Consider the following 21390-nt stretch of genomic DNA (forward strand, 5'->3'; position numbering starts at 1 on the left):
CCGCTGGCGCTAACTGTGAGCGCAGCGCCGTGGAGCACTCTGGCCGGCGACATGCCAACAAGAACAACGAGGAACACCTCATGCGCCACTGGCTGCCCGCACTCGCCCTGCTTCCCCTGTTCGCCGGCCACGCCTGGGCCGCCGGGCCGACGCCGCAACAGGCCCGCGACCTGGCCGAGCAGGCCTACCTGTTCGCCTTCGCCACCGCCGAGCACGGCAAGACCCTGCAAGCCATCGCCGCCAAGCTGCCGGTGAACTACCTGTACAACAAGACCACGCTGCTCGGCCCGGAAGACCGCACCGTGGTCTCGCCGAACAACGACACGCTCTACTCCTATGCGCTGCTCGACCTGCGCGAACATCCGGTGCTGCTCAGCGTGCCGGCGGTTCCGCAGCGCTACTACAGCTTCCAGCTGATCGACATGCGTACCAACAACCTCGACTACATCGGCACCCGCGCCACCGGGCGCGACGCGGGCAGTTTCCTGATCGCCGGTCCCGACTGGGACGGCAAGACACCCGAGGACTTCAACGGCAAGGTGATCCGTTCGCCCAGCCGCATCGTCTTCCTGCTCGGCCGCACGGCAGTGGATGGCGAAGCCGACCTCGACGCCGCCAAGGCCGTGATGGACGGCTACAAGCTGCGCAGCACCAAGCCCACGCTGCTGCCGCACAAGATCGACGTGCCGCAGTATCTGCCGACCAAGGAAGGCCCGGCGGAGAACGTCTTCATCGACTTCAACGGCCTCTCCGCCTGGCATGCCTGGAGCCCGGAAGAACAGGAGCGCTTGAAGCAGTTCGCGCAGATCGGCGTGGGCACCGGCAATCCCTTCGACGCCACACAGTTGCCGGCGGACATCGCCCAGGCGGTGGAGCAGGGCGCCGAGGCCGGGCGCGAAAAAATCGTCGCCGCCACCGAGCGCTTCGCCGCGCCGGTCAATGGCTGGCAGAACTCGCCGACCAACATCGGCCACTACGGCAACGACGACCTGACGCGCGCGGCGGTCGCCTGGAAGTACATCTATGCCAACGACCCCGCCGAAGCGATGTACCCGCTCACCCGTGTCGACGCCGCCGGACAGGCGCTCGACGGCAGTCGTGCCTATCGTCTGCACTTCGCTGCGGGCCAGTTGCCGCCGGTGGATGCCTTCTGGTCCGTCACCCTCTACGACGGCAAGACGCAGATGCTCGCCGCCAATGCGCTGAATCGCTACGCCATCAACAGCGCCAGCGCTCTGAAGAAGGATGCCGATGGCGGCCTGACCCTGACCATCCAGCATGCCCGGCCGGCCAGCACCGACAACTGGCTGCCGGCGCCAGCGGGCTCGTTCAACCTGATCCTGCGCATGTACCTGCCGCAGCAAAAGGCGCTCAAGGGCGAGTACCTGCCACCGGCCGTGCAGCCCCTCGTCGCCCAGCCGATCGCCACCCAGGAGTAGGCCATGAATCCGAACCTGACCCGCCGCCGTCTCCTCGGCGCCAGCGGTGCGCTCGGCTTCGGCCTGGGTGTTTGTCCGAGCTGGCTGCTGGCCGCAACCCCCTCCCCGGTGCGTGATCCCGCCATGCTCCAGGAAACCATTCGCCAGGCGTGGCTCTACGCCTACCCGATGCTGATGCACTACCAGACGATGCAGAAGCAGGCGCTCGATGCGAAATCGCCGGAGTATGTCGGCGGCTTCGGCGTGTTCCGCCACTACAGCGAACTGTTCACGCCGAAGAACCGCGACATCGTCACGCCCAACAACGACACGCCCTACTCCTGGGCCTGGCTCGACCTGCGCGCCGAGCCCTGGGTGCTCAGCGTGCCTGCTGTGCCCGAGGACCGTTACTACGTGCACCAACTGGTGGACCAATACACGTTCAACTTCGGCTACGTCGGCGTGCTCAGCACCGGCCACGAGGCCGGCGACTACCTGATTGCCGGGCCGGACTGGCAGGGCAGTACACCCGCGGGCGTGCGCCAGGTGCTGCGCAGCGAAACGCAGATCGCCATGATCCTGGGCCGCACCGGCCTGCGCGATGCCAACGACCTGCCCGCCGTGCGCGAGTTGCAACAGCAGTACCGTCTGCGCCCGCTGCACGAGTTCGCCGGCCGCCCGGCGCCGGTCGGCGCGCCAGCGGTGAACTGGCTGCCCTGGGAATATCCCCGTGACCTCGGTCCGGCCTTCATCGCGCACCTGAACCAGATCCTCGCCTTCTGCCCGGTGGACCCGAGCGAAATCGAGCTGCGCGAGCGTTTTGCCCAGCTCGGCATCGGCGCGGGGCTACGGTTCGACCCGGCCGCACTGTCGCCCGAACAGCGCCAGGCGCTGGGCGCCGGCATCCAGCAGGGCGTAGCGGAACTGAAGGCGAAAGGCGCCACGCTACGCTCGTCCGCCGGCCTGTTCGGCACCCGCGCGGCGATGCACAACGACTACCTGGCCCGCGCCGCGGCGGCGGCCAGCGGCATCTACGGCAACAGCGTGGAGGAGGCGATCTATTTCGGCACCCGCAGCGACGTCAGCCAGCAGCCGCTGGTGGGCGGCCAGCGCTATCGCCTGCGCTTCGCACCGGGCGCGTTGCCGCCGGCGAAGGAGTTCTGGTCGATCACTCTCTACGATCTGCCGGACCGCCAGTTGGTGGACAACCCGATCCAGCGCTACTGCCTGAGCAGCCGCGACCACCTCGTGCGCGACGCAGACGGCGGAGTAACGCTGTACATCCAGGCGGATTCACCCGGCAAGGCGCAGGAAGCCAACTGGCTGCCGTCGACGCAGCAGGGGCCGTTCAACGTCATCCTGCGTATCTACGGGCCGAAGCAGGAAGTGGTGGGCGGGGTGTGGAAGATGCCGGGAGTGGAGCGGGCGTAAGGCGCGCCGCCGCCGTCAGGTATCGGTTCGCGAGCAAGCGCGCTCCTACACGTCATGGCCTTGCGCGAACCGGTTCCCCGAAAACACTACTGGAAGCTGACGAACTCCCCGGCTTTCAGCTTCTCCAACGCCGCCTTGCGCTCCGCTGGCGGCAACGCCCCAAGCTTTTCCACTCGCGCGAAGAACGCCGGCCAGTTACCGCCCACCTGCCTGAACAACGCCGCAAAGGCAGGCACCCACTGGTCGTAGAGGCCAAAGGGCAACAGCTTGGCGTTGTTCATCGGCCCGTTGACCCAGGCGTCGAACGGCGCCTTGCCGCCCCAGTCATGATCGCGCATCTGCGCGTAGTCGCGGCGCAGGCGCTCGAACTCGGCGGCCTTGCCGGCACGCTTTTGCGCGTCGCTGCGCGGGCTGGCATACAGCGCCTGCAAGCGCTCGCGGGTATCGAGCACCAGTTGGGTGAAGCGCTTGCGTTGCTCGGCCAGCAGCGGCGATTCATCCGGCAGGTTGCGCGCAGCGCGCCAGCGGCGGCCGCCTTCTTCCTCGACGAAGGACGCGTAGGACTCGTTGAAGGCCGTATCACCCGGCAAATAGAACTTCTGGTGCGCCAGCTCGTGGAAGATCGTCTCGGCCAGGCGCTGGTCACCCCAGCGCAGCATGCTGCTGAGGATCGGGTCGTCGAACCAGCCGAGGGTCGAATAGGCCTCCACGCCGCCAATATAGACATCCAGTCCCTGCTCCTTCAGGCGCTTCGCCTCGGCCTGCGCGCCCTTGTCGCCGTAGTAGCCGCGATAAGCCACGCAGCCGGCGATGGGGAAGCAGTGGGTCAGCGGCTGCAGCGACAGCTCGGGCGTAGCGAACACGTTCCACACCACGTTGGGCCGATGGATGTCGGCGTAGAGGCGGTAGCTCTGGTTGTCCGGCAGACCCAGCTCGGCGCTGGCAAAGGCGCGCGCCTCCTGGGACAGCTCCAGGCGCTGGCGCAGCGCAGGGTCGCGGGTAGGGTCGGCGACCACTTCAGCCACCGGCTCGCGGGCGGCAAGCAGGCGCAACTGGCCGTCCGCCAACTGGCCGTAATAACCCACGGTGGAACAACCGCTCAGCGCCCAGATGGCCAGGCAGGGAACCCAGCGGCACAGGCGGCGGTCGAGTGTCGGGATAAGAAGGCGGAAGGGCATGCGCGGAACATAGCACAGCGCCTGGTCCGCTCGCTGCCGCCCCCCTTGACCCAGGAGCCACCCCCGATGCGCGCCCTTCTCATACCTGCCGGCCTGCTCGCCCTGAGCGGCTGTTCGATGCTGATGCCCCAGCCGGACCCGAACCGCGCCTGGGTCGATCTGGATACCAATAGCCAGAGCGACCTGGCGGCCATGGAAGTGGACAACAAGGAATGGTCCAGCACCCGCTACTTCGAGGTCGACCCGGGCTCCCACGAACTGCGCGTGCGCTTCCAGTTCCAGGTAGAACCTGTGGATATCGGCCCGGTGGACGAGGCGCTGTGGCGCGACTGCGAAATGACGGTGCAATACAAGGAATTCAGCGCCGGCCAGCGCTACCGCCTGGAGACCGGCAGCATTGGCTTCCGCCCCTGGGCCAAGCTCTACGACGCCCAGGGCGGCGAGATCGCTCGCGGTCGCGAACGGGGCTGCGCCAAGGCCTGAGCGGGGTATGCTGTGGGATGAGCCCATCCCACGGTGAACCAACATGCGTCCGCGCTACCTGCCTGGCCCGCTTTCCCTGAGCCTCGCCCTGCTCGCCGGCTGCGCCAGCCCGCTGCCCGCCCACGACCCGCAGATGGCCTGGGTCGACCTCTACACCACGCCGGGCAAGACCCTGATGGCCGAGCGCCTGGACGGCAAGTCGGTGACCGACGGCCGCTTCTACCAGGTGACGCCGGGGCGCCACGAGCTGGTGGTGCGCTTCCAGTACGAAGTCTCCAGCGGCGGCGGCATGGGCCAGATGACCGACCCCTCGGAGCTGACCTGCCGGGTCAAGGTAACCTACGACGACTTCGCCGCCGGCCAGCGCTACCGCCTGGAGCTGCGCCCGCAATTACGCAGCGCCCTGGCACTGCTGACGGACGCCAACGGCAAGCTGGTGGCGAAGACGGACTTCCAGGGCGCGGTGCGCTGCGGGCCGTTCTGAGTCGCTCACTAGTCGAAGCGTTTCTCCCGCGCAGCATCCTGTCGTACAGTCGCGCTCCCAGTGAGCGGAGCCTCGCGACCACATGCATACGCTGCTCGATTTCAAGGATGAAGCGCTGGCCGAGTACCTGAACTCGGCCCTGCGCCGGCACGGGCTGGACTCTTACGTCTTCAAGGTCGGCGTCGCCCGCGATGGCAGCCCGCTGTTCTCCATCGCCTGCCCCAATGTGAGCGAGATGAAGCAGGCGCGTTACCTGATCTACAGCAGCACGTACTTCATCCGCGACATCCACCCCGAGGCCGCTGACGAGCTACGCAAGATCCGCTGGGAGGCTCGTCACAAGGTCAGCCAGATGATGCTCAGGCTACTGACGTCGAAACCGGCCCTGGTGTTCTCGGCGCTGGCCTTGAGCGCGGCCGCAGCGGGTTACCTGCTGGACCTCTGAATCGGGCTTTCCCTGTGGGAGCGGGCATGGCCCGCCCCTACAAGCAAGCACCCGCGCGCAGAACTCAGCTGTCGTTCTTCTGGTAGATGATTCGCCGCTTGCCGTTGTCGCAGGTGCCGACCACCATGTTCGGGTCCTTCACCTCGGCCTTGTCCACGATTTCCAGGGTGTAGGAGGTCACCCCGGCGGCCTGGATCTTGGTTTCGATCTCGGCCTTGAGCTCTTCGCACGGCTTCACCGCCGCCCAGCTCGCGCCGCTCGCCAGCAGCAGCGCCACGCCGGTCGCCACGGCCCACTTCTTCGTCGTCATCACATTCCCTCGTCAAAGCCCCACGGTGGGGCACCCTATCCTAACGGTGGACCTCCATCGCCGGACAGAGTGCCGCGCGGGCTCATTCGAGGCTGGCGTCGAGGGTGATGCGTGCGTTGAGCACCCGCGAGACCGGGCAGCCAGCCTTGGCCTTGTCGGCGATGGCCTGGAAGGTCTGCGCGTCGGTGCCCGGCACCTTGGCCTTCAACGTCAGGTGCACGGCGGTGATGGCGAAGCCGTCGGTGAGTTTCTCAAGGCTGACTTCAGCCTGGGTGTCGATGCTGTCAGCAGTAAGGCCAGCCTCGCCAAGCATCATCGACAGAGCCATGGAGAAGCAGCCCGCGTGGGCCGCGCCGATCAGTTCTTCCGGGTTGGTGCCCGGCGCGCCTTCGAAACGGGTGTTGAAGCCGTAGGGTTGCGACTTGAGCGCGCCGCTTTCGGTGGAGATCGTGCCCTTGCCGTCCTTCAGGCCACCCTGCCAGTGGGCCGATGCCGATTTCTTCATGTCGCGTCCTCCGCGTGGATTGCAGTCAGGACGTTCGAGGCGGCGACGCGCGCAGGGTTCAGCTTTTCGCACTGTCCTTTGTAGGAGCGAGCTTGCTCGCGAACCTGCACGGCACGGTGCCATCCCGTTCGCGAGCAAGCTCGCTCCTACACAACGTCGGTGCATGAAAAAGGCCGGGCCCCTCGCGGAGCCCGGCCTCGATTCACGTCCAGGGGCTTACTTGGAATAAACGATTTCCTTGGTGCCGCCTTCGCAGGTGCCGACGACTTGCTTGCCGCCCGCGCTGCCTTTGTCGACGACCTCCAGGTTGAATGAGGCGACGCCCTTGGCCTTGATCTTCGCCTCGATTTCCGACTTCAGCTCTTCGCACGGCTTGCCGGCGGCAAAGACGTTGCCAGCCAGGGCGAAGACCCCCACAGCGATCATGAACTTCTTCATCGGTAACGCTCCCTCGTCTTACACAGAAAAGGCCCGAACAGGCCGGAAAACCGGGCTACCCCGGTACGCACATCCACGCGCCCGGCCAGCATGGCCCAGACGCGTGACAAAAAAGCCGCGTGACATCAAATGTTCGAGCGCTTCGATCTAGCTATTGGCGATGCGGAAACCGACCTTGATGGTCACCTGGTAGTGCCCCACCGCGCCGTTCTCGATGTGCCCGCGGGTATCCACCACCTCGAACCATTCCAGGAAATCGATGCTCTTCGCCGCTTCAGCCAGGGCGTTGTTGATCGCGTCCTCGATGCTGGTGCGCGAGGAGCCGACCAGCTCGATCTTCTTGTAGGTGTGGTGATTGGACATGACGGCTCTCCTCATTCGCAGGGCCGCGCAGGCAGATTGCCAGCGCCTCAATGGACAGTAGTAGAGGGGTGGACCCAGGGCAAACGCACGGGTTCAGACTTTAGGCCGGACCGTTGAACTCGACCTGCAGCCACTGCGCCAGGCGCTCGGCGCGGGGATCGGCGCGGCGCTCGGGGACCCACAGTGCCAGCCGTGCGGTGGTTGCGACGAAACCCCAGGGCGCGGCAAGGCGGCCGGCGGCGAGGTCGTCGGCTACCAGTTGCTGCGGGGCGATGGCCACGCCGAGGCCGGCCACGGCGGCTTCCAGCAGGTAATAGAGGTGCTCGAAGCCCTGGCCCAACTTCAGCCGCGATGAGTCAAGCGCGTGGCGCGCCGCCCACTCCGGCCACGCCTGCGGGCGCGAGACGGTGTGCAGTAGCGGTTCCCCCAGCAGCGCTTCGGCCGGAGCCGCGCGCAACTGCTCGAAGCGCGGCGAGCGCGGACTGAGCACCGGGCCGATGCTTTCCACCGCCAGCTCAAGCACCCGCATGTCCGCCGGCCACGGCGGTGCGGCGAAACACAAGGTGGCGTCGAGGCCGCCACGACGCGGATCGAGGTCGCCGTCACTGGCGGAAAGCTGCAGGCGCAGGTCCGGAAGGTCGCGATTCAGGCGATCAAGACGCGGAATGAACCAGCGCGCCAGCAGGCTGCCCGGGCAGCCGAGGACAAAGGGCGCATCGCCCCCGGCCTGGCGCCGCAGCTCGGCGCAGACACTGCGCAGGCGCTCGAAGGAATCACTGGACACCTCGCTCAGGCGAACCCCGGCATCGGTGAGTTTTACGCCGCGCCCTTCCTTGACGAACAGCGCAACGCCCAGCTCTTCCTCCAACAGGCGGACCTGCCGGCTGATCGCCCCGTGGGTGACACTCAGCTCATCTGCCGCTGCGCTTACGCCGCGCAGGCGGGCAGCGGCTTCGAAGGCGCGCAGGGCATTGAGGGGCGGAAGGTCGCGGCTCATGGCATTCAACCTGTGAGTTTTTCTGACATGTCATGGCGATCTTATCGCTTTTCCCCGTCATCACACAGCCGTATCCTGAGCACCATTCGTAGGAGCCGCGCCGCCATGGCCCGCTCCTGCATGACCAGAGCCCCTCTCCCTAACCCTCTCCCGCAAGCGGGAGAGGGGATTGTTCGGTGCAGGTTGAAACCTCGGTATCAGCCGGCACATACGGCTCCCTCTCCCTTCGGAGCGGGGCGCGTAGCCAGGACTGGGGAGAAGGGGAGCCCAGGCACACTGTCTCGGAAAGAGACACGATCCAGGAGTGATCCCATGTCCACACTGCGCACCGGTCCAGACGCCAAGGGCCTGTTCGGCAGCTTCGGCGGCCAGTACGTCGCCGAGACCCTGATGCCGCTGATCCACGACCTGGCCCGCGAGTACGAGAAGGCCAAGGACGATCCGGAATTCCTCAAGGAACTCGCCTACTTCCAGCGCGACTACGTCGGCCGCCCGAGCCCGCTGTACTTCGCCGAGCGCCTGACCGAGCACTGCGGCGGCGCGAAGATCTACCTCAAGCGCGAAGAGCTGAACCACACCGGCGCGCACAAGATCAACAACTGCATCGGCCAGATCCTCCTGGCCAAGCGCATGGGCAAGCAGCGCATCATCGCCGAGACCGGCGCCGGCATGCATGGCGTGGCTACCGCCACCGTGGCCGCGCGCTTCGGCCTGCAGTGCGTGATCTACATGGGCACCACCGACATCGATCGCCAGCAGGCCAACGTGTTCCGCATGAAGCTGCTGGGCGCCGAGGTGATCCCGGTTACCGCCGGCACCGGCACCCTCAAGGACGCGATGAACGAAGCCCTGCGCGACTGGGTGACCAACGTCGACAGCACCTTCTACCTGATCGGCACCGTGGCCGGCCCGCACCCGTACCCGGCAATGGTCCGCGACTTCCAGGCGGTGATCGGCAAGGAAACCCGCGAGCAACTGGCCGAGAAGGAAGGGCGTCTGCCCGATTCGCTGGTCGCCTGCATCGGCGGCGGCTCCAACGCCATGGGCCTGTTCCATCCGTTCCTCGATGACACCAGCGTCAAGATCATCGGCGTCGAAGCTGCCGGCCACGGCATCGAGACCGGCAAGCACGCGGCCAGCCTGAACGGCGGCGTGCCGGGCGTGCTGCACGGCAACCGTACCTTCCTGCTGCAGGACGAAGACGGCCAGATCATCGACGCGCACTCCATCTCCGCTGGCCTGGACTACCCCGGCATCGGTCCGGAACACGCGTGGCTGCATGACATCGGCCGCGTCGAGTACACCTCGATCACCGACCACGAAGCCCTCGACGCCTTCCACCAGTGCTGCCGCCTGGAGGGCATCATCCCCGCGCTGGAGTCCTCCCACGCGCTGGCCGAGGTCTTCAAGCGCGCGCCGAACCTGCCCAAGGACCACATCATGGTGGTGAACCTGTCCGGTCGTGGCGACAAGGACATGCAGACCGTCATGCACCACATGCAACAGGAGCCGCAAGCATGAGCCGCCTGCAGACCCGCTTCGCCGAACTCAAGGAACAGAACCGCGCCGCCCTGGTGACTTTCATCACCGCTGGCGATCCGGGCTACTCGACCTCGCTGGACATCCTCAAGGGCCTGCCCGAAGCCGGCGCCGACGTGATCGAGCTGGGCATGCCCTTCACCGATCCGATGGCCGACGGCCCGGCGATCCAGCTGGCCAACATCCGCGCACTGGGCAACGGCCAGAACCTGGCCAAGACGCTGAAGATGGTCCGCGAATTCCGCGCCGGCAACACCACTACTCCGCTGGTGCTGATGGGTTACTTCAACCCGATCCACTACTACGGTGTGGACAAGTTCATCGCCGACGCGAAAGAGGCCGGCGTCGACGGCCTGATCGTCGTGGACCTGCCGCCGGAGCACAACGAAGACCTCTGCCACCCGGCCCAGGCCGCGGGCATCGACTTCATCCGCCTGACCACTCCGACCACCGACGACAAGCGCCTGCCCACCGTGCTCGAGGGCAGCTCCGGCTTCGTCTATTACGTCTCGGTGGCCGGCGTGACCGGCGCGGGCGCCGCCACCCTGGAGCACGTCGAGGAAGCCGTGGCACGCCTGCGTCGCCACACCGACCTGCCGGTGTCCATCGGCTTCGGCATCCGCACCGCCGAACACGCCGCAAGCATCGCCCGCCTGGCCGATGGCGTGGTGGTGGGCTCGGCGCTGATCGACAAGATCGCCGAAGCCACCAGCTCCGCCGATGCGGTGCAGGGCGTGCTTGGCCTGTGCCGCCAACTGGCCGAAGGCGTGCGTAACGCTCGCTGATAGCGGCGACGCCGGATCGCTTTTCTGTAGGAGCGAGCTTGCTCGCGAACCGGCCCAGCATCGGAGCTACCGGCAATAACTGTTCGCGAGCACGCTCGCTCCTACAGGAAGCATGAAAAAGCCCGGCAGATGCCGGGCTTTTTTCGTTTCTGGCGAGGCTTATTCCACGCTCTCTTCCTGCGGCTCCTCTTCGCCACCGGCAGCCGCGCCGCCCAGGCCGAGACCCTGCGCCGAGCCCATGGCGAAGGCCATGAATTCCGGCACGCTCATGTCCTTGCCGTTGAACTTCACCTGGTCGTTGGCGTAGGCCAGCGAGCTGCTCAGCGCATTGCCGTCCAGAACGGCCCACTGCGAGTTCAGCGCCATGCCGCTGAACAGGTCGGTCATGGCATCGGACTGCTGCTTGAGCGCCACCGGATCGACGCTGCCGGCAGCCTCGCCACCCAGCGAGCCCTGCAGGGCAACGATGTCACCGATCACCGCCTTGTCCACCTTCAGGTCGGCCTTGAGCGCGGCCAGGATGCTGCGGGCCATCTCGTCAGGCGTTGCTGCGGCGGCATTGGGCTTGCGCAGGTCGACCGACAGCGAAGCCTTGGCCACGCCGTGGCTGGTCTGCAGGGACAGCTCGTCCAGCGACAGCACCGGCGAGCCTTCCAGCAGCGCCAGGCCGAGGCGCTTGAGTTCCTCTTCCTGCGCCGGGGTCAGCTCGGTGCTTTCCAGGCTGTCCAGCGCCATCTTGTTGTAGGACTCCTTGAAGGTCTTGAGCACGCCTTCGTCGAGGTTGCGCAGGCTCAGGTCCAGCTTCACGCCGCCGATTTCCTGGCCCTGCACCACGACCTTGCCGACGCGGTAGGAGACGCTCTGGTCCAGGCCCTTGCCGCCCTGCTTGAGGGTTTCCTCGACTACGGCGTCGCGCAGCTCGACTTCCGGAGCGCCCGGCGACTTGATGTTCAGGCTCTTGATAGTGGCGGAGCTGGGGCCCAGGGCGAAGCCGTTGGCGTTTTCCTTCTTGTCGCCCTGCATGCCCAGGTCACGCAGTTGTACGCGCGCCGGTTGGCCGGTGTTCTCGTCGGTGAAGTCCAGGTCCACTTCGGCGAGGTTGCCGACAGCGCTCACGTCCTTCTTGTCGCCGGACACGTTGAACGTGATCTTGGCCGGGGACAGGCGCAGCTTGTCGCTGTCCTTGGCGAATTCCAGGGCGGCGGTCTCGACGGCCCCTTCCTGTTTCTGGTCGTAGTGGATGGTCAGCTCGCCGAACAGCGGCGCCTTGCCGCCGGAGGCGGTGAACAAGGGGGCGGTGAGTTCGTTCTGCTCCAGGGCGAAATGGCTCTGCGCCATGACCGGCGCCAGCTTGCCGGCCGCCAGGCGCGAGGCCGGGAAGGGGCCGTGCTCGAGGCGATCAGTGAAGACCAGGGTCTGCGGCTGCTCGCCATCCTTTCCAGTGAAGGTCAGGTTGTAGCGCGCGGAGCTGGAGAACAGGCCGCGCTGGATGTCCACGAGCGTCAGGTAGGCGCCCAGGCCGGGGGCTTCCTGCTTGAACAGTTCGTTGGCTTCGGTGATGCCGCGGTTCACTTCCTGCTCGACGCGGGTACCGGTGTACCAGGCGCCGGCAATGGCGGCGCCCGCGATGACAACGGGAATGGCGATGGCCAGGGCGGTCTTCTTCATGCTGAGTCCTTTCAAGTGCGGCCGTACGGGGGACATCCTGTCGACCGTGATTTTGGGGGTGGCGGCGGGATGCTAGCAGGCGCACTGCCATCACTCCAGCGTCGTCAGCGACCGACTTCACAGCGCCAGCATTGACCCGCCGGGCACGGCTGTCAGGATAGAGCGCTCCCCCTGTCCGAGAAGCCTCTGCCATGGCCCTGCTGCACAGCCTCCATCATGTCGCCCTGATCTGCTCGGACTACCCGCGCTCCAAACACTTCTATACCCAGGTGCTGGGCCTGAAGGTGGTCGCCGAGACCTACCGTACCGCCCGCGACTCCTGGAAGCTCGACCTGGAACTGGGCGATGCGCGGCTGGAGCTGTTCTCTTTCCCCGGCGCGCCAGCGCGGCCTTCCTACCCGGAGGCGCAGGGGCTGCGCCACCTCGCGTTCGCCGTGGATGACCTGGCAGGCGCCGTGACCCACCTGGAAAGCCACGGCGTTGCCTGCGAGCCGATCCGCGAGGACGAGCTGACCGGCAAACGCTTCACCTTCTTCGCCGATCCGGATGATTTGCCGCTGGAGCTTTACGAGCGTTGATGCCCACCGACTAGCCAGCGCCCTGTAGGAGCGAGCTTGCTCGCGAACCCGCCCAGCATCGGAGCTGCCGGCAAAATCGTTCGCGAGCAAGCTCGCTCCTACCAATTCAGGCCGGCACCGCCTCGCTGCCCAAAGCCCCTCGCAGGCTCGCCAGGTCGCGCAGCGGCGGCGCGCCGAACAGGCGGCTGTACTCGCGGCTGAACTGCGACGGGCTCTCGTAGCCGACGCGATGCCCGGCCACCGCCACCTCCAGCCCTTCCGACAGCATCAGGCGACGGGCTTCCTGCAGGCGCAGTTGCTTCTGGTATTGCAGCGGGCTCAGCGCGGTCACTTCCTTGAAGCGATGGTGCAGGGTGGACACGCTGAGGTTCACCTCGCGGGCCAGATCCTCGATACGCAGCGACTTGTCGTAGTTGCGGTTGAGCCACTCGATGGCACGGGTAACGCGGTGGGTCTGGCTGTCGGTCATCGCCAGGTCGTGCAACAGGTGTCCCTGCGGGCCGCGCAGCAGGCGGTAGAGGATTTCGCGGACGAACAACGGCGCCAGCATCTCGATGTCGCGCGGGGTGTCCAGCAGGCGCATCAATCGCAGCAGGGCGTCGAGTACGGTGCAATCCAGGCGCTGCAGGTAGATGCCACGGCTGGCCGGACGCGGCGCAGTGCCGGCCAGGCCGGCCTCGGCGATCAGCCGGGTCAGCTCGCCGGGGTCGATGTCCAGGCGGATGGACAGGTAGGGCTTGTCCGGCGAGGCCTCGATCACCTGGCCGGAGACCGGCAGCGTCACCGACACCACCAGCAGGTTGAGTTCATCGTAGCGATAGACCTCGCTACCCAGGCGCACCTCCTTGCAACCCTGGGCGATCACGCACAGGGCCGGACGGTACAGCGTCGGCATGCGGCCTTCGTTGGGGCAGTCACCGCGGGCGACCAGCAGGGAGTCAATGGCGGTTTCGAAGAGACCTTCACCCTGGCAGTGGCGCTGGATGATGTCGGCCAGCTCCTGGCGGCCGGCGGCGATGGGATCAAAGGCGGGAACGGACTGGGACATGCACAGGACCTCCAGTGGCGGCGCACGCAGCTTACGCCCACGGCGCATGCGCGCGTGTGACAGTAAGGCAGCCGCTGGAGGATCAGGCAAGCAATCGGCAGGAATGGACAAGTCATCCCGCCATCGGGTCGCGCACCGTGGCGGTGCAGAGGCCGGAAACACCCGGTTTCAGACGGCGGCGAATGTCACGCAGGATCAGGCAAGAAGACGGCAGCATCCGGATAACGCCCGGCCCTGGCGTGGCCGTAATCTTCCTGTCAGTCGTCCGAGGAGCCACCTCGGACCTCTTCCTGTAGCGCGGAGGACAGGACATGCACTGGCAAACACCCATCGAACACGAACTGCAGATTCATCCCCGACTGGGGCACGAAGCGGAACTGGGGGCCTTGATCGACAACCTCATCGACGGCGCCCGCCGTGCGCCGGGATGCCTGCGTTGCCAACTGGTGGCCCGGGACAGCGACCAGCCATGGCTGCTGCAGGGCAGCTGGAAAGATGAGGAGGCGCTGCTGGACTACTTCGCCACGCCCTCCTTGCAGCTGCTCGGCGAAGTGCTCTTGTGCCACTGCCGAAGCCTCAGTGGCGGCATAGTGGAAACCCTCGATCAGGCCACCGGAAAGGTGGCCTGAGTCTTTTCAGGTAGAGCGTTTTCAGACACTCAATATTCCAGGCTCCAGCCCAGCGTGAAGGTACGGCCTCGACCCTGGTAGTCGTAGAGATAGGCCGGCCCGTAGGTCGGCGAATAGAACAGCGCGGCGCGCTGGCCCCAGACGGTGCTGTACTGCTTGTCCAGCAGGTTCTGGATACCGGCGCTGAAGGTACCGAAGCCGGTCTTCTGCTCGCCCATCAGGTCAAACGTGGTGTAGCCGTCGATCTCATGGTCCGCATCGTCCTTCAGGTTGAACGCGTGCTGGGCCTGCAGGCGCGCACTGCGCTCGCCATCGCCCCAGCCGACGAAGGCGGTGGACTTGGACAGCGACGCGTAGCGCGCATCGCGCTTGATCCAGTCGCCATCGGCATCTTCTTCTTCCGAGCGCACCAGGTGCAGCGTGGTGCCGCCCTGCCAGCCGTTGTCGAAGTAGCGGGTGACCGCGCCCTCGAAGCCGAAATCGCGGCTCTTCTGGTCTTCCACGTCGATGGTCAGGGTCGCCATGTCGGTGGTGATGATCTTGTCCGACCAGATGTAATACACCGCCGCCTGCGCCTGCCACTGCATGTCGCTGTAGCGCCAGCCGGTCTCGACCTGGCGGCTCTTGATGCCGGCCAGCGGGTTATCGTCCACCGACAGCCCAGCCTTGCCGTAGTACTTGGCCGGGTCGGGCAGGTCGAAGCCTTCGCTGTAGTTGGTCCACAGCTGATGGCCGTTCTTGAAGTCGTAGATCGCCCCGAGGTTGAACAGGTTGACCTGGTAGTCGTTGCTGCCGCCGGGCACGCCTTTGAAGTCGTCCACCTCGACGTCCATCTTCTGGTGGCGCGCGCCGCCGGAGAGGGTCAGGTTGTCGGTGGCCTTCCAGTCCAGCTGGCCGTAGAAGGACAGGCCATCGACGATGTAGCTCGGGTAGCGCGGCGCGCTGCTGGCGGTTTCCAGGTCCAGGCCGCCGCTCTCGGAGGACAGTCGCTGGTCGAAGACCTTCTGCTCGGCGTTGAAGCGCTCGTGGTCGAAGTCCACGCCATAGGTGAACTTGAACGCATCCCACTGCTTGCTGAACAGGCCCTTCAGGCCGCTGACCTCGAAGTTCTGCTGCGAGCCGGCGAAGTACACGCCCTTGGAGCCGGTCGGCTTGCCGGTGTTGTAGTAGGGGAAGGGGTAGAAGTTGTCGTCTTCCTTGCGGTAGTACGCCTGCAGGTAGAAGTCCTGCTCCAGCAGGTTGCTGTGGTGGTAGTTGGCATTGAGCAGCACACGACGCGAGCGCGGCTCGAGATCGGTGTCCAGGCCGCTGCGGATTTCCGCATCTTCCAGGTTCGACGGGGCCTGGTACTTCAGGTTGGGAAAGTAGATGCCGGTACTGCCGTCGTTGCCCGAGTCGTAATACTGCGCCAGCAGATCGAGGCTCTGCTCGTCGGTGAACTGCGTGGTGAGGTTGCCCATGACGTCGACGGTGCGGTTGTACTGCAGGTCGGTCTGGGTGTTGTCGATGAATATCTGGTTGCCGCCGCCGTCGTAGAAGGCTTCGTTCTTCTCTGCCGAGACGCCCAGGCGGCCCACGACACGGTCGTTGCCGCCGCTGATGGACTGCGCGGCGCGGGTCGACAGGTCATCGCTGTTATTGAAGCCGCTGGTGGCGCCCAGCTGCGTCTCGAAGCGCGCATCACCGGCCGCGCCCTTCTTGGTGATGATGTTGATGATGCCGCCGGTGGCGCCGCCACCGTAGATGGCGCTGGCGCCGGAGAGCACTTCGATGCGCTCGACGTTGAACGGCGAGATGCTGTCGAACTGGCGCGACAGGCCACGCGAGCTGTTCTGGCTGACACCGTCGATCATCACCAGCACGTTGCGCCCGCGCATGTTCTGGCCGTAGTTGGTGCGGCCCTCGGGCGCCAGATCAAGACCGGGAACCAGCTTTCCCACGGCCTCCTTCAGGCTCACTCCGGTGTCCAATTGCTCGCGCAGCTGAGTCTGATCGACTACCCAGACGGTACCGGGAATCGAGCTGATGTCGGTGGGCGTGCGCGCCGCCACGCTGATCTGCATGGGTGCCAGGCTCAGGGCGGCGGAATCGTCCTTCTCGCGCTTGAGCAGCACGGTGCGCTCGTCGGTGAAGCGCCAGCTCACGCCACTGCCGGAGAGCAGCTGATTGAGCGCCTCTTCGGTGGTGTAGGTGCCGTCCAGCCCTTCGCTCTGCAGGCCCTGGATGTCCTCGGAGTTGAATAGCAGGTGCAGCCCGGCCTGGTCGGCGAACTGGGTCAACGCGCTATCCAGGCTGCGCGGGGCGATATGCAGCTCGACGGCGGCAGCGTTCGCGGCGTGGACGACGGGCGCGGCGGCGCCGAGCAGGGAAGCGAGCAGAATCGCGCGGTGCAGCGGGGACGGACGGTAATGCATGCGGGTGAAATCCGTTCTTGTGTGGACAGGGTCGCGTATTGAGAATTTTTCGCGTTCCTGCCTACGACGAAACGGTCATGCAAACCTTGCAGTGCTGAATGGAAAATATTTTCATTTTCTTGGCACAGAACGAGACTTCACCTGTAGGAGCGAGCTTGCTCGCGAACAGATTTCCCGGCGGGTCTTCGGTCGGGCGGTTCGCGAGCAAGCTCGCTCCTACGAAAAGCGCGACGTCAGGTTTTTGGGGCGGGGCGGATCAGCACCAGCCAGGGCATATGGGTGACCGTCACCGGCTGCAAGCGCTCCAGGGTCTTGAGCAAGGCATCCGGGTCCTTGAGGTCGAACACGCCGCTAACCTTGTGCTGGCGCAGCGCGCTGTCGGTCAGCACGATGCGGCCGGGCACGTAGCGCTCCAGTTCATCGAGCACTTCGCCCAGCGGGCGCTGGTTGAAGATCAGCTTGCCGCGCTGCCAGGCACTGGCGCTGGACAGGTCCAGGGGCTGCACCGGCTCCGGCACGGCGGCCTCGCGGTAGCTCAGACGCTCGCCGGCGGACAGCCGCACCGGCGCGCTCCCGGCACTGTTCACCTGCACCACGCCCTCGGTCACGTCCACGCGCACCTGTGGCCCACGGCTGTCCACATCGAAGCGCGTGCCCACGGCGCGCACTTCGCCGCCCTTGGCTTCGACTATGAAGGGCCGCGACGCGTCCTTCGCCACTTCGAACAAGGCTTCGCCGCTGTGCAAACGCAGGCGCCGCTGCTGCGGGCTGAAGTCCACGGACAACGCGCTGCCGCTGTTCAGCCACACGCGGCTGCCGTCGGCCAGCTCCAGCATCCGCCGCTCGCCGGTGCGCGTCGCGTAATCGGAGTACAGCCCGGCCAGCGGTTCGGGCAGGGCGATGGTGACGGCGAGCGCCGCGACACAGGCCGTCGCGGCCAGCGCCAGCCAGCGACGCGGACGCCGGGCGCGGCGTCGGTACTCCTCGGCATTGCGGGTTTCCGGCAGCGCGCCCCACAACATCTCGGCCTCACGGGCGGCGCGCTCGTGTTCCGGGCTCTGCCCGCGCCAGCGCAGGAACTCCATGCGTTCGGCGGCCCCGGCGCTTCCCGACTGCAGGTGCACCAGGCGCTCGATGGCTTCATCGCCCAGCAGGTTCGGTTCGACGCGGCTCATGGCGCGTCCCCCTGGCGCTGCGCCCAGTCACGGCAATGGCGCATGGCCTGGACGATGTACTTGCCCACCATGCTCTCGGACACTCCCAGACGCTGGGCGATCTGCGCATGGGTCAGGCCGTCGAGGCGGTTCATCAGCAGCGCTTCGCGGGCCTTCGACGGCAACTGGTCGAGCGCGGCGTCCAGATGCTCCAGCGCCTCATGGGCGAGCAGACGATGCTCCAGCCCGGAGGCGGGGTCGCTCAGGTCGCTGGCGGCGGCTTCATCGACATGCAACTCCGCCAGCCGGCCCTCGCGGCGCAGGTTGTCGATGGCGATATTGCCGGCGACGCGGAACAGGTAGGCACGCGGGTCCTGCACCTCGGCTTCGGCAGGATGGTCGGCCAGACGCAGCCAGGTGTCCTGGGCGACGTCGGCAGCGCGCTGGTTGTCTCCCAGCCTGCGGGCGAGGAAGCGCATCAGGTCCGCGTAATGCGCCTGGAAGCTCTGCAGCAGGGAGGAGGAAGCGAAGCGCCGCATGATGGCCGAAATACCCCGAAAAACCGGCCAACGTCTGTCAGACCGATGCGAAGGGACGGCAGCATACACCGAATCGAGAATTATTATCGAATGCAAAAACGTGTCAGCTCGTGAACTGCGAGAGGTCCAGCGGGCGCACTTCGCCCATCCACATGGCGTAGTCGCGGTGGTCGCGCAGATCGTTGCCCGTGTTGGGGTGGACGAAGATCACCAGGCCATCGCGGTTCAGCGCCAGCCACGGCACCAGGGTGGCGAAGGTGGCGTTGTCGAAGGCCAGTTGGCAACTCCAGTCCGGGTGCGGGCCGACCGGTCGTTCGTGGACACGGCCCATCCTTGCGCCGAAGCGGCGTGCCGCCTCTTCGCACAGCGCACGGGCGCGCTCGATATTGCCAGCGTCGAAATAGACGTGGGCGTGGAAGTCCTGAATCTCGCTCATCGGTCCTGCTCCAGTTCAGCCTGCAGCCAATCGACGAAACGCTGCACCAGGCGCATGCGCCGTTTGCGTTCGGGCAGCACGGCGTAATAGCCGAAACGCGATTGCAACGCTCCGGCAATGGGCCGGCACAGTAACCCCTGCTCCAGCAATTCGTCGACCAGGTGCCGCCAACCGATGGCCACACCCTGCCCGGCGATGGCCGCCTGGATCAGCAGGGTGTAGTTGTCGAAACGCAGCCCGGCCGGGCCCGGCGCCGAGTCGATGCCCAGCTGGCGATAGACGCCGGCCCAGTCGAACCAGCGGCTGGAGGCTTCGGGCTTCAGGTGCAACGTCGGCAACGTCGTAAGCGCCTGGGGCGACAGTGGCAGCTCGCGGCCTTCCAGCAGCCGCGGACTGCACACCGGGAAAACTTCCTCGCTGAACAGGCGCAACGCCTCGCCATGCTTGAAGCGCCCATCACCGAAGGCGATGGCGACGTCGATATCGCTACGCAAGGAGATCGGACTACGGTCGCTGCTGATCAGCCCGACATCCAGCTCCGGATGGGCCTGCCGGAAGCGCGGCAGGCGCGGCATCAGCCAGTAGGCGGCAAAGGCGAAGTCGGTGGCGACCTGCAGCACCTCGTGGGGATGCTTGGCGGTGATGGCGGCGATGCCGGCGTCGATGCTCTCCAACCCGGCCTGAACGTGCTGCTGTAGCACCTGTCCGCTTTCGGTGAGGGCGATGCCGCGGTGGATGCGATCGAACAGGCGCACGGCGAGGAGTTTCTCCAGGCGCTTGATCTGCTGGCTGACCGCCGGCTGGGTGGTGCCCAGCTCACCGGCGGCGGCGGTGAAGCTGAGCAGCCGGGCGGCGGACTCGAACACGCGCAGCAGTTCCAGCGGCACGCTCATGGCTTTCGTTCACATAAGCAGGCGTTATCCGAAGCATGCCGCACCATGCGCTTTACCCTCTATCCATCAACCAACAGACTCATACCGCACAGCATCCCATAACAGCGCCAACAGGATAAGCCCAACGCCATGAAGCGCCAGCGCCCGAACATCCTCTTCATCATGGCCGACCAGATGGCCGCGCCGCTCCTGCCCTTCTACGACGCCCAGTCGCCGATCAAGCTGCCCAACCTCTCGCGCCTCGCCGGTGAAGGCGTGGTGTTCGACTCGGCCTACTGCAACAGCCCGCTCTGCGCGCCCTCGCGCTTCACTCTGGTAAGCGGCCAGTTACCGACCAGGATCGGCGCCTGGGACAACGCCGCGGAGTTTGCCGCCGACATCCCCACCTATGCGCACTACCTGCGGCGTCTGGGCTACCGCACCGCGCTCTCGGGCAAGATGCACTTCTGCGGCCCGGACCAGTTGCACGGCTACGAGGAACGCCTGACCAGCGACATCTACCCCGCCGACTACGGCTGGGCGGTGAACTGGGACGAGCCGGACGTGCGCCCGAGCTGGTACCACAATATGTCCTCGGTGCTGCAGGCCGGCCCGTGCGTGCGCACCAACCAGCTCGATTTCGACGAGGAAGTGGTGTTCAAGGCACGCCAGTACCTCTACGACCATGTGCGTGAACACCCCGAGCAGCCGTTCTGCCTCACCGTGTCCATGACCCACCCGCACGACCCCTACACCATCGGGCGCGAATACTGGGACCTGTACCGCGACGAGGACGTCCCGCTGCCCTCGGTGCAGATCGCCCAGGGTAAGCAGGACCCGCATTCCCAGCGGCTGCTGAAGGTGATCGACCTGTGGGGCCAGGAAATGCCCGAAGAGAAAGTCCGCGCCGCGCGCCGTGCCTACTTCGGCGCCTGCAGCTATGTCGACGCGCAGATCGGCGCGCTGCTGCGCACCCTGGAAGATTGCGGCCTGAGTGAAGACACGCTGATCGTGTTCTCCGGCGACCACGGCGACATGCTCGGCGAGCGCGGCCTCTGGTACAAGATGCACTGGTTCGAGATGGCCGCCCGAGTACCGCTGCTGGTGCACGCGCCCAAGCGTTTCGCCCCACATCGGGTCAGCCAGTCGGTATCCACCGTGGACCTGCTGCCAACCCTCGTCGAGCTGGCCGGCGGGCAGCTCGAACCTGGCATCGATCTCGACGGCCGCTCGCTGCTGCCACACCTGCAAGGCGCAGGCGGCCATGACGAGGTGATCGGCGAATACACCGCCGAAGGCACCGTCAGCCCGCTGATGATGATCCGTCGCGGTGACTTCAAGTTCATCTACTCGGAACAGGACCCATGCCTGCTGTTCGACGTGAAGAACGACCCGCGCGAACTGGAAAACCTCATGGACTCGCCCACCCACGCCAACCTGGTACGCGACCTGCTGGGTGAGGCACGCGCCCGCTGGGATATCTCCGCCATCACGCAACGGGTGCTGGCGAGCCAGCGTCGCCGCCGGCTGGTGGCCGACGCGCTGACCCACGGCACGCTGAAAAGCTGGGACCACCAGCCCATGGTCGACGCCAGCCAGCAGTACATGCGCAACCACATCGACCTCGACGATCTGGAGCGCCGCGCCCGCTATCCGCAACCGAAATAACAACCACA

At 66.1% G+C, this 21390-nt stretch carries 23 protein-coding genes; 10 read left to right on the forward strand and 13 right to left on the reverse strand.

Annotated elements, in window-relative coordinates; genetic code table 11:
• The first annotated feature begins 80 nt into the window (after positions 1–80).
• Together ACNFH5_RS02805 and ACNFH5_RS02810 are read left to right on the forward strand one after the other, a co-directional pair.
• A complete protein-coding gene (locus tag ACNFH5_RS02805) occupies positions 81–1439 on the forward strand; it encodes a DUF1254 domain-containing protein (RefSeq protein ID WP_416744052.1) in 1359 nt (452 codons plus the stop codon).
• Positions 1440–1442: 3 nt separating this feature from the next.
• Positions 1443–2849, forward strand: a complete 1407-nt coding sequence (locus tag ACNFH5_RS02810; protein ID WP_416744053.1) for a DUF1254 domain-containing protein — start codon at positions 1443–1445, stop codon at positions 2847–2849.
• 86 nt (positions 2850–2935) lie between these two features.
• Here ACNFH5_RS02810 and ACNFH5_RS02815 read toward each other — a convergent pair whose 3' ends face one another.
• Complete coding sequence (locus tag ACNFH5_RS02815; protein ID WP_416744054.1) at positions 2936–4027, reverse strand: aminopeptidase; 1092 nt, start codon at positions 4025–4027, stop codon at positions 2936–2938.
• 66 nt (positions 4028–4093) lie between these two features.
• Here ACNFH5_RS02815 and ACNFH5_RS02820 point away from each other — a divergent pair, with 66 nt between their 5' ends.
• The 3 genes from ACNFH5_RS02820 (at position 4094) to ACNFH5_RS02830 (ending at position 5439) form a co-directional block, all read left to right on the forward strand.
• On the forward strand, positions 4094–4510 hold the full coding sequence (locus tag ACNFH5_RS02820; protein ID WP_017517676.1) for a hypothetical protein: 417 nt from the start codon (positions 4094–4096) through the stop codon (positions 4508–4510).
• A gap of 43 nt (positions 4511–4553) precedes the next feature.
• Positions 4554–4994, forward strand: a complete 441-nt coding sequence (locus tag ACNFH5_RS02825; RefSeq protein ID WP_416744056.1) for a hypothetical protein — start codon at positions 4554–4556, stop codon at positions 4992–4994.
• An 82-nt stretch (positions 4995–5076) separates the two neighbouring features.
• Positions 5077–5439, forward strand: coding sequence for a hypothetical protein (locus ACNFH5_RS02830; protein ID WP_416744057.1), 363 nt, complete (start codon positions 5077–5079; stop codon positions 5437–5439).
• Positions 5440–5503: 64 nt separating this feature from the next.
• Here ACNFH5_RS02830 and ACNFH5_RS02835 read toward each other — a convergent pair whose 3' ends face one another.
• The 5 genes from ACNFH5_RS02835 to ACNFH5_RS02855 form a co-directional block, all read right to left on the reverse strand.
• Positions 5504–5749 carry a DUF1161 domain-containing protein gene (locus tag ACNFH5_RS02835; RefSeq protein WP_416744058.1) on the reverse strand — a complete coding sequence of 82 codons (246 nt, stop codon included), beginning with the start codon at positions 5747–5749 and terminating at the stop codon, positions 5504–5506.
• Positions 5750–5831: 82 nt separating this feature from the next.
• Positions 5832–6254 (reverse strand): OsmC family protein, encoded by a 423-nt coding sequence (locus tag ACNFH5_RS02840; protein ID WP_416744060.1) that lies wholly within the window; start codon positions 6252–6254, stop codon positions 5832–5834.
• Between the two features lie 216 nt (positions 6255–6470).
• Entirely contained in the window at positions 6471–6692 is a 222-nt protein-coding gene (locus ACNFH5_RS02845; protein WP_416744062.1) for a DUF1161 domain-containing protein, read from the reverse strand.
• Positions 6693–6839: 147 nt separating this feature from the next.
• On the reverse strand, positions 6840–7055 hold the full coding sequence (locus tag ACNFH5_RS02850; RefSeq protein WP_017518905.1) for a dodecin: 216 nt from the start codon (positions 7053–7055) through the stop codon (positions 6840–6842).
• A gap of 100 nt (positions 7056–7155) precedes the next feature.
• Complete coding sequence (locus ACNFH5_RS02855; protein WP_416744064.1) at positions 7156–8052, reverse strand: LysR family transcriptional regulator; 897 nt, start codon at positions 8050–8052, stop codon at positions 7156–7158.
• A gap of 312 nt (positions 8053–8364) precedes the next feature.
• On the opposite strand from ACNFH5_RS02855, the gene trpB reads away from it, so the two are divergent.
• A complete protein-coding gene (gene trpB, locus ACNFH5_RS02860; RefSeq protein ID WP_054907542.1) occupies positions 8365–9573 on the forward strand; it encodes a tryptophan synthase subunit beta in 1209 nt (402 codons plus the stop codon).
• Positions 9570–10376 (forward strand): tryptophan synthase subunit alpha, encoded by an 807-nt coding sequence (trpA, locus tag ACNFH5_RS02865; protein WP_416744066.1) that lies wholly within the window; start codon positions 9570–9572, stop codon positions 10374–10376. Before trpB ends, trpA begins: the two co-directional genes overlap by 4 nt.
• Positions 10377–10535: 159 nt before the next feature.
• On the opposite strand, the gene ACNFH5_RS02870 is transcribed toward trpA, so the two are convergent.
• Positions 10536–12044: a YdgA family protein gene (locus ACNFH5_RS02870; RefSeq protein ID WP_416744067.1), complete on the reverse strand. Its 1509-nt coding sequence runs from the start codon at positions 12042–12044 to the stop codon at positions 10536–10538.
• Positions 12045–12235: 191 nt separating this feature from the next.
• Here ACNFH5_RS02870 and ACNFH5_RS02875 point away from each other — a divergent pair, with 191 nt between their 5' ends.
• Positions 12236–12622, forward strand: coding sequence for a VOC family protein (locus ACNFH5_RS02875; RefSeq protein ID WP_416744068.1), 387 nt, complete (start codon positions 12236–12238; stop codon positions 12620–12622).
• Positions 12623–12728: 106 nt separating this feature from the next.
• Here the strand turns inward: ACNFH5_RS02875 and ACNFH5_RS02880 are convergent, their stop codons facing one another.
• Complete coding sequence (locus ACNFH5_RS02880; RefSeq protein ID WP_416744069.1) at positions 12729–13670, reverse strand: AraC family transcriptional regulator; 942 nt, start codon at positions 13668–13670, stop codon at positions 12729–12731.
• A gap of 311 nt (positions 13671–13981) precedes the next feature.
• On the opposite strand from ACNFH5_RS02880, the gene ACNFH5_RS02885 reads away from it, so the two are divergent.
• On the forward strand, positions 13982–14299 hold the full coding sequence (locus ACNFH5_RS02885) for a putative quinol monooxygenase (protein ID WP_416744070.1): 318 nt from the start codon (positions 13982–13984) through the stop codon (positions 14297–14299).
• A gap of 29 nt (positions 14300–14328) precedes the next feature.
• Here ACNFH5_RS02885 and ACNFH5_RS02890 read toward each other — a convergent pair whose 3' ends face one another.
• The 5 genes from ACNFH5_RS02890 to ACNFH5_RS02910 all read right to left on the reverse strand — a co-directional run bounded on the left by ACNFH5_RS02890 (position 14329) and on the right by ACNFH5_RS02910 (position 19735).
• Entirely contained in the window at positions 14329–16713 is a 2385-nt protein-coding gene (locus ACNFH5_RS02890) for a TonB-dependent receptor (protein ID WP_416744072.1), read from the reverse strand.
• A gap of 233 nt (positions 16714–16946) precedes the next feature.
• On the reverse strand, positions 16947–17888 hold the full coding sequence (locus tag ACNFH5_RS02895) for a FecR family protein (RefSeq protein ID WP_416744073.1): 942 nt from the start codon (positions 17886–17888) through the stop codon (positions 16947–16949).
• Positions 17885–18406, reverse strand: coding sequence for a sigma-70 family RNA polymerase sigma factor (locus tag ACNFH5_RS02900; protein ID WP_416744074.1), 522 nt, complete (start codon positions 18404–18406; stop codon positions 17885–17887). The genes ACNFH5_RS02895 and ACNFH5_RS02900 overlap by 4 nt, the downstream gene beginning before the upstream one ends.
• Positions 18407–18509: 103 nt before the next feature.
• Positions 18510–18842 (reverse strand): DOPA 4,5-dioxygenase family protein, encoded by a 333-nt coding sequence (locus ACNFH5_RS02905; protein WP_416744076.1) that lies wholly within the window; start codon positions 18840–18842, stop codon positions 18510–18512.
• A complete protein-coding gene (locus ACNFH5_RS02910; RefSeq protein ID WP_416744078.1) occupies positions 18839–19735 on the reverse strand; it encodes a choline sulfate utilization transcriptional regulator in 897 nt (298 codons plus the stop codon). Before ACNFH5_RS02910 ends, ACNFH5_RS02905 begins: the two co-directional genes overlap by 4 nt.
• 129 nt (positions 19736–19864) lie before the next feature.
• On the opposite strand from ACNFH5_RS02910, the gene betC reads away from it, so the two are divergent.
• On the forward strand, positions 19865–21382 hold the full coding sequence (gene betC, locus ACNFH5_RS02915; RefSeq protein ID WP_416744079.1) for a choline-sulfatase: 1518 nt from the start codon (positions 19865–19867) through the stop codon (positions 21380–21382).
• Positions 21383–21390 lie beyond the last annotated feature (8 nt).

Origin of the sequence: Pseudomonas sp. NY15435, assembly GCF_048068295.1 — a bacterium.
GTDB lineage: Bacteria > Pseudomonadota > Gammaproteobacteria > Pseudomonadales > Pseudomonadaceae > Pseudomonas.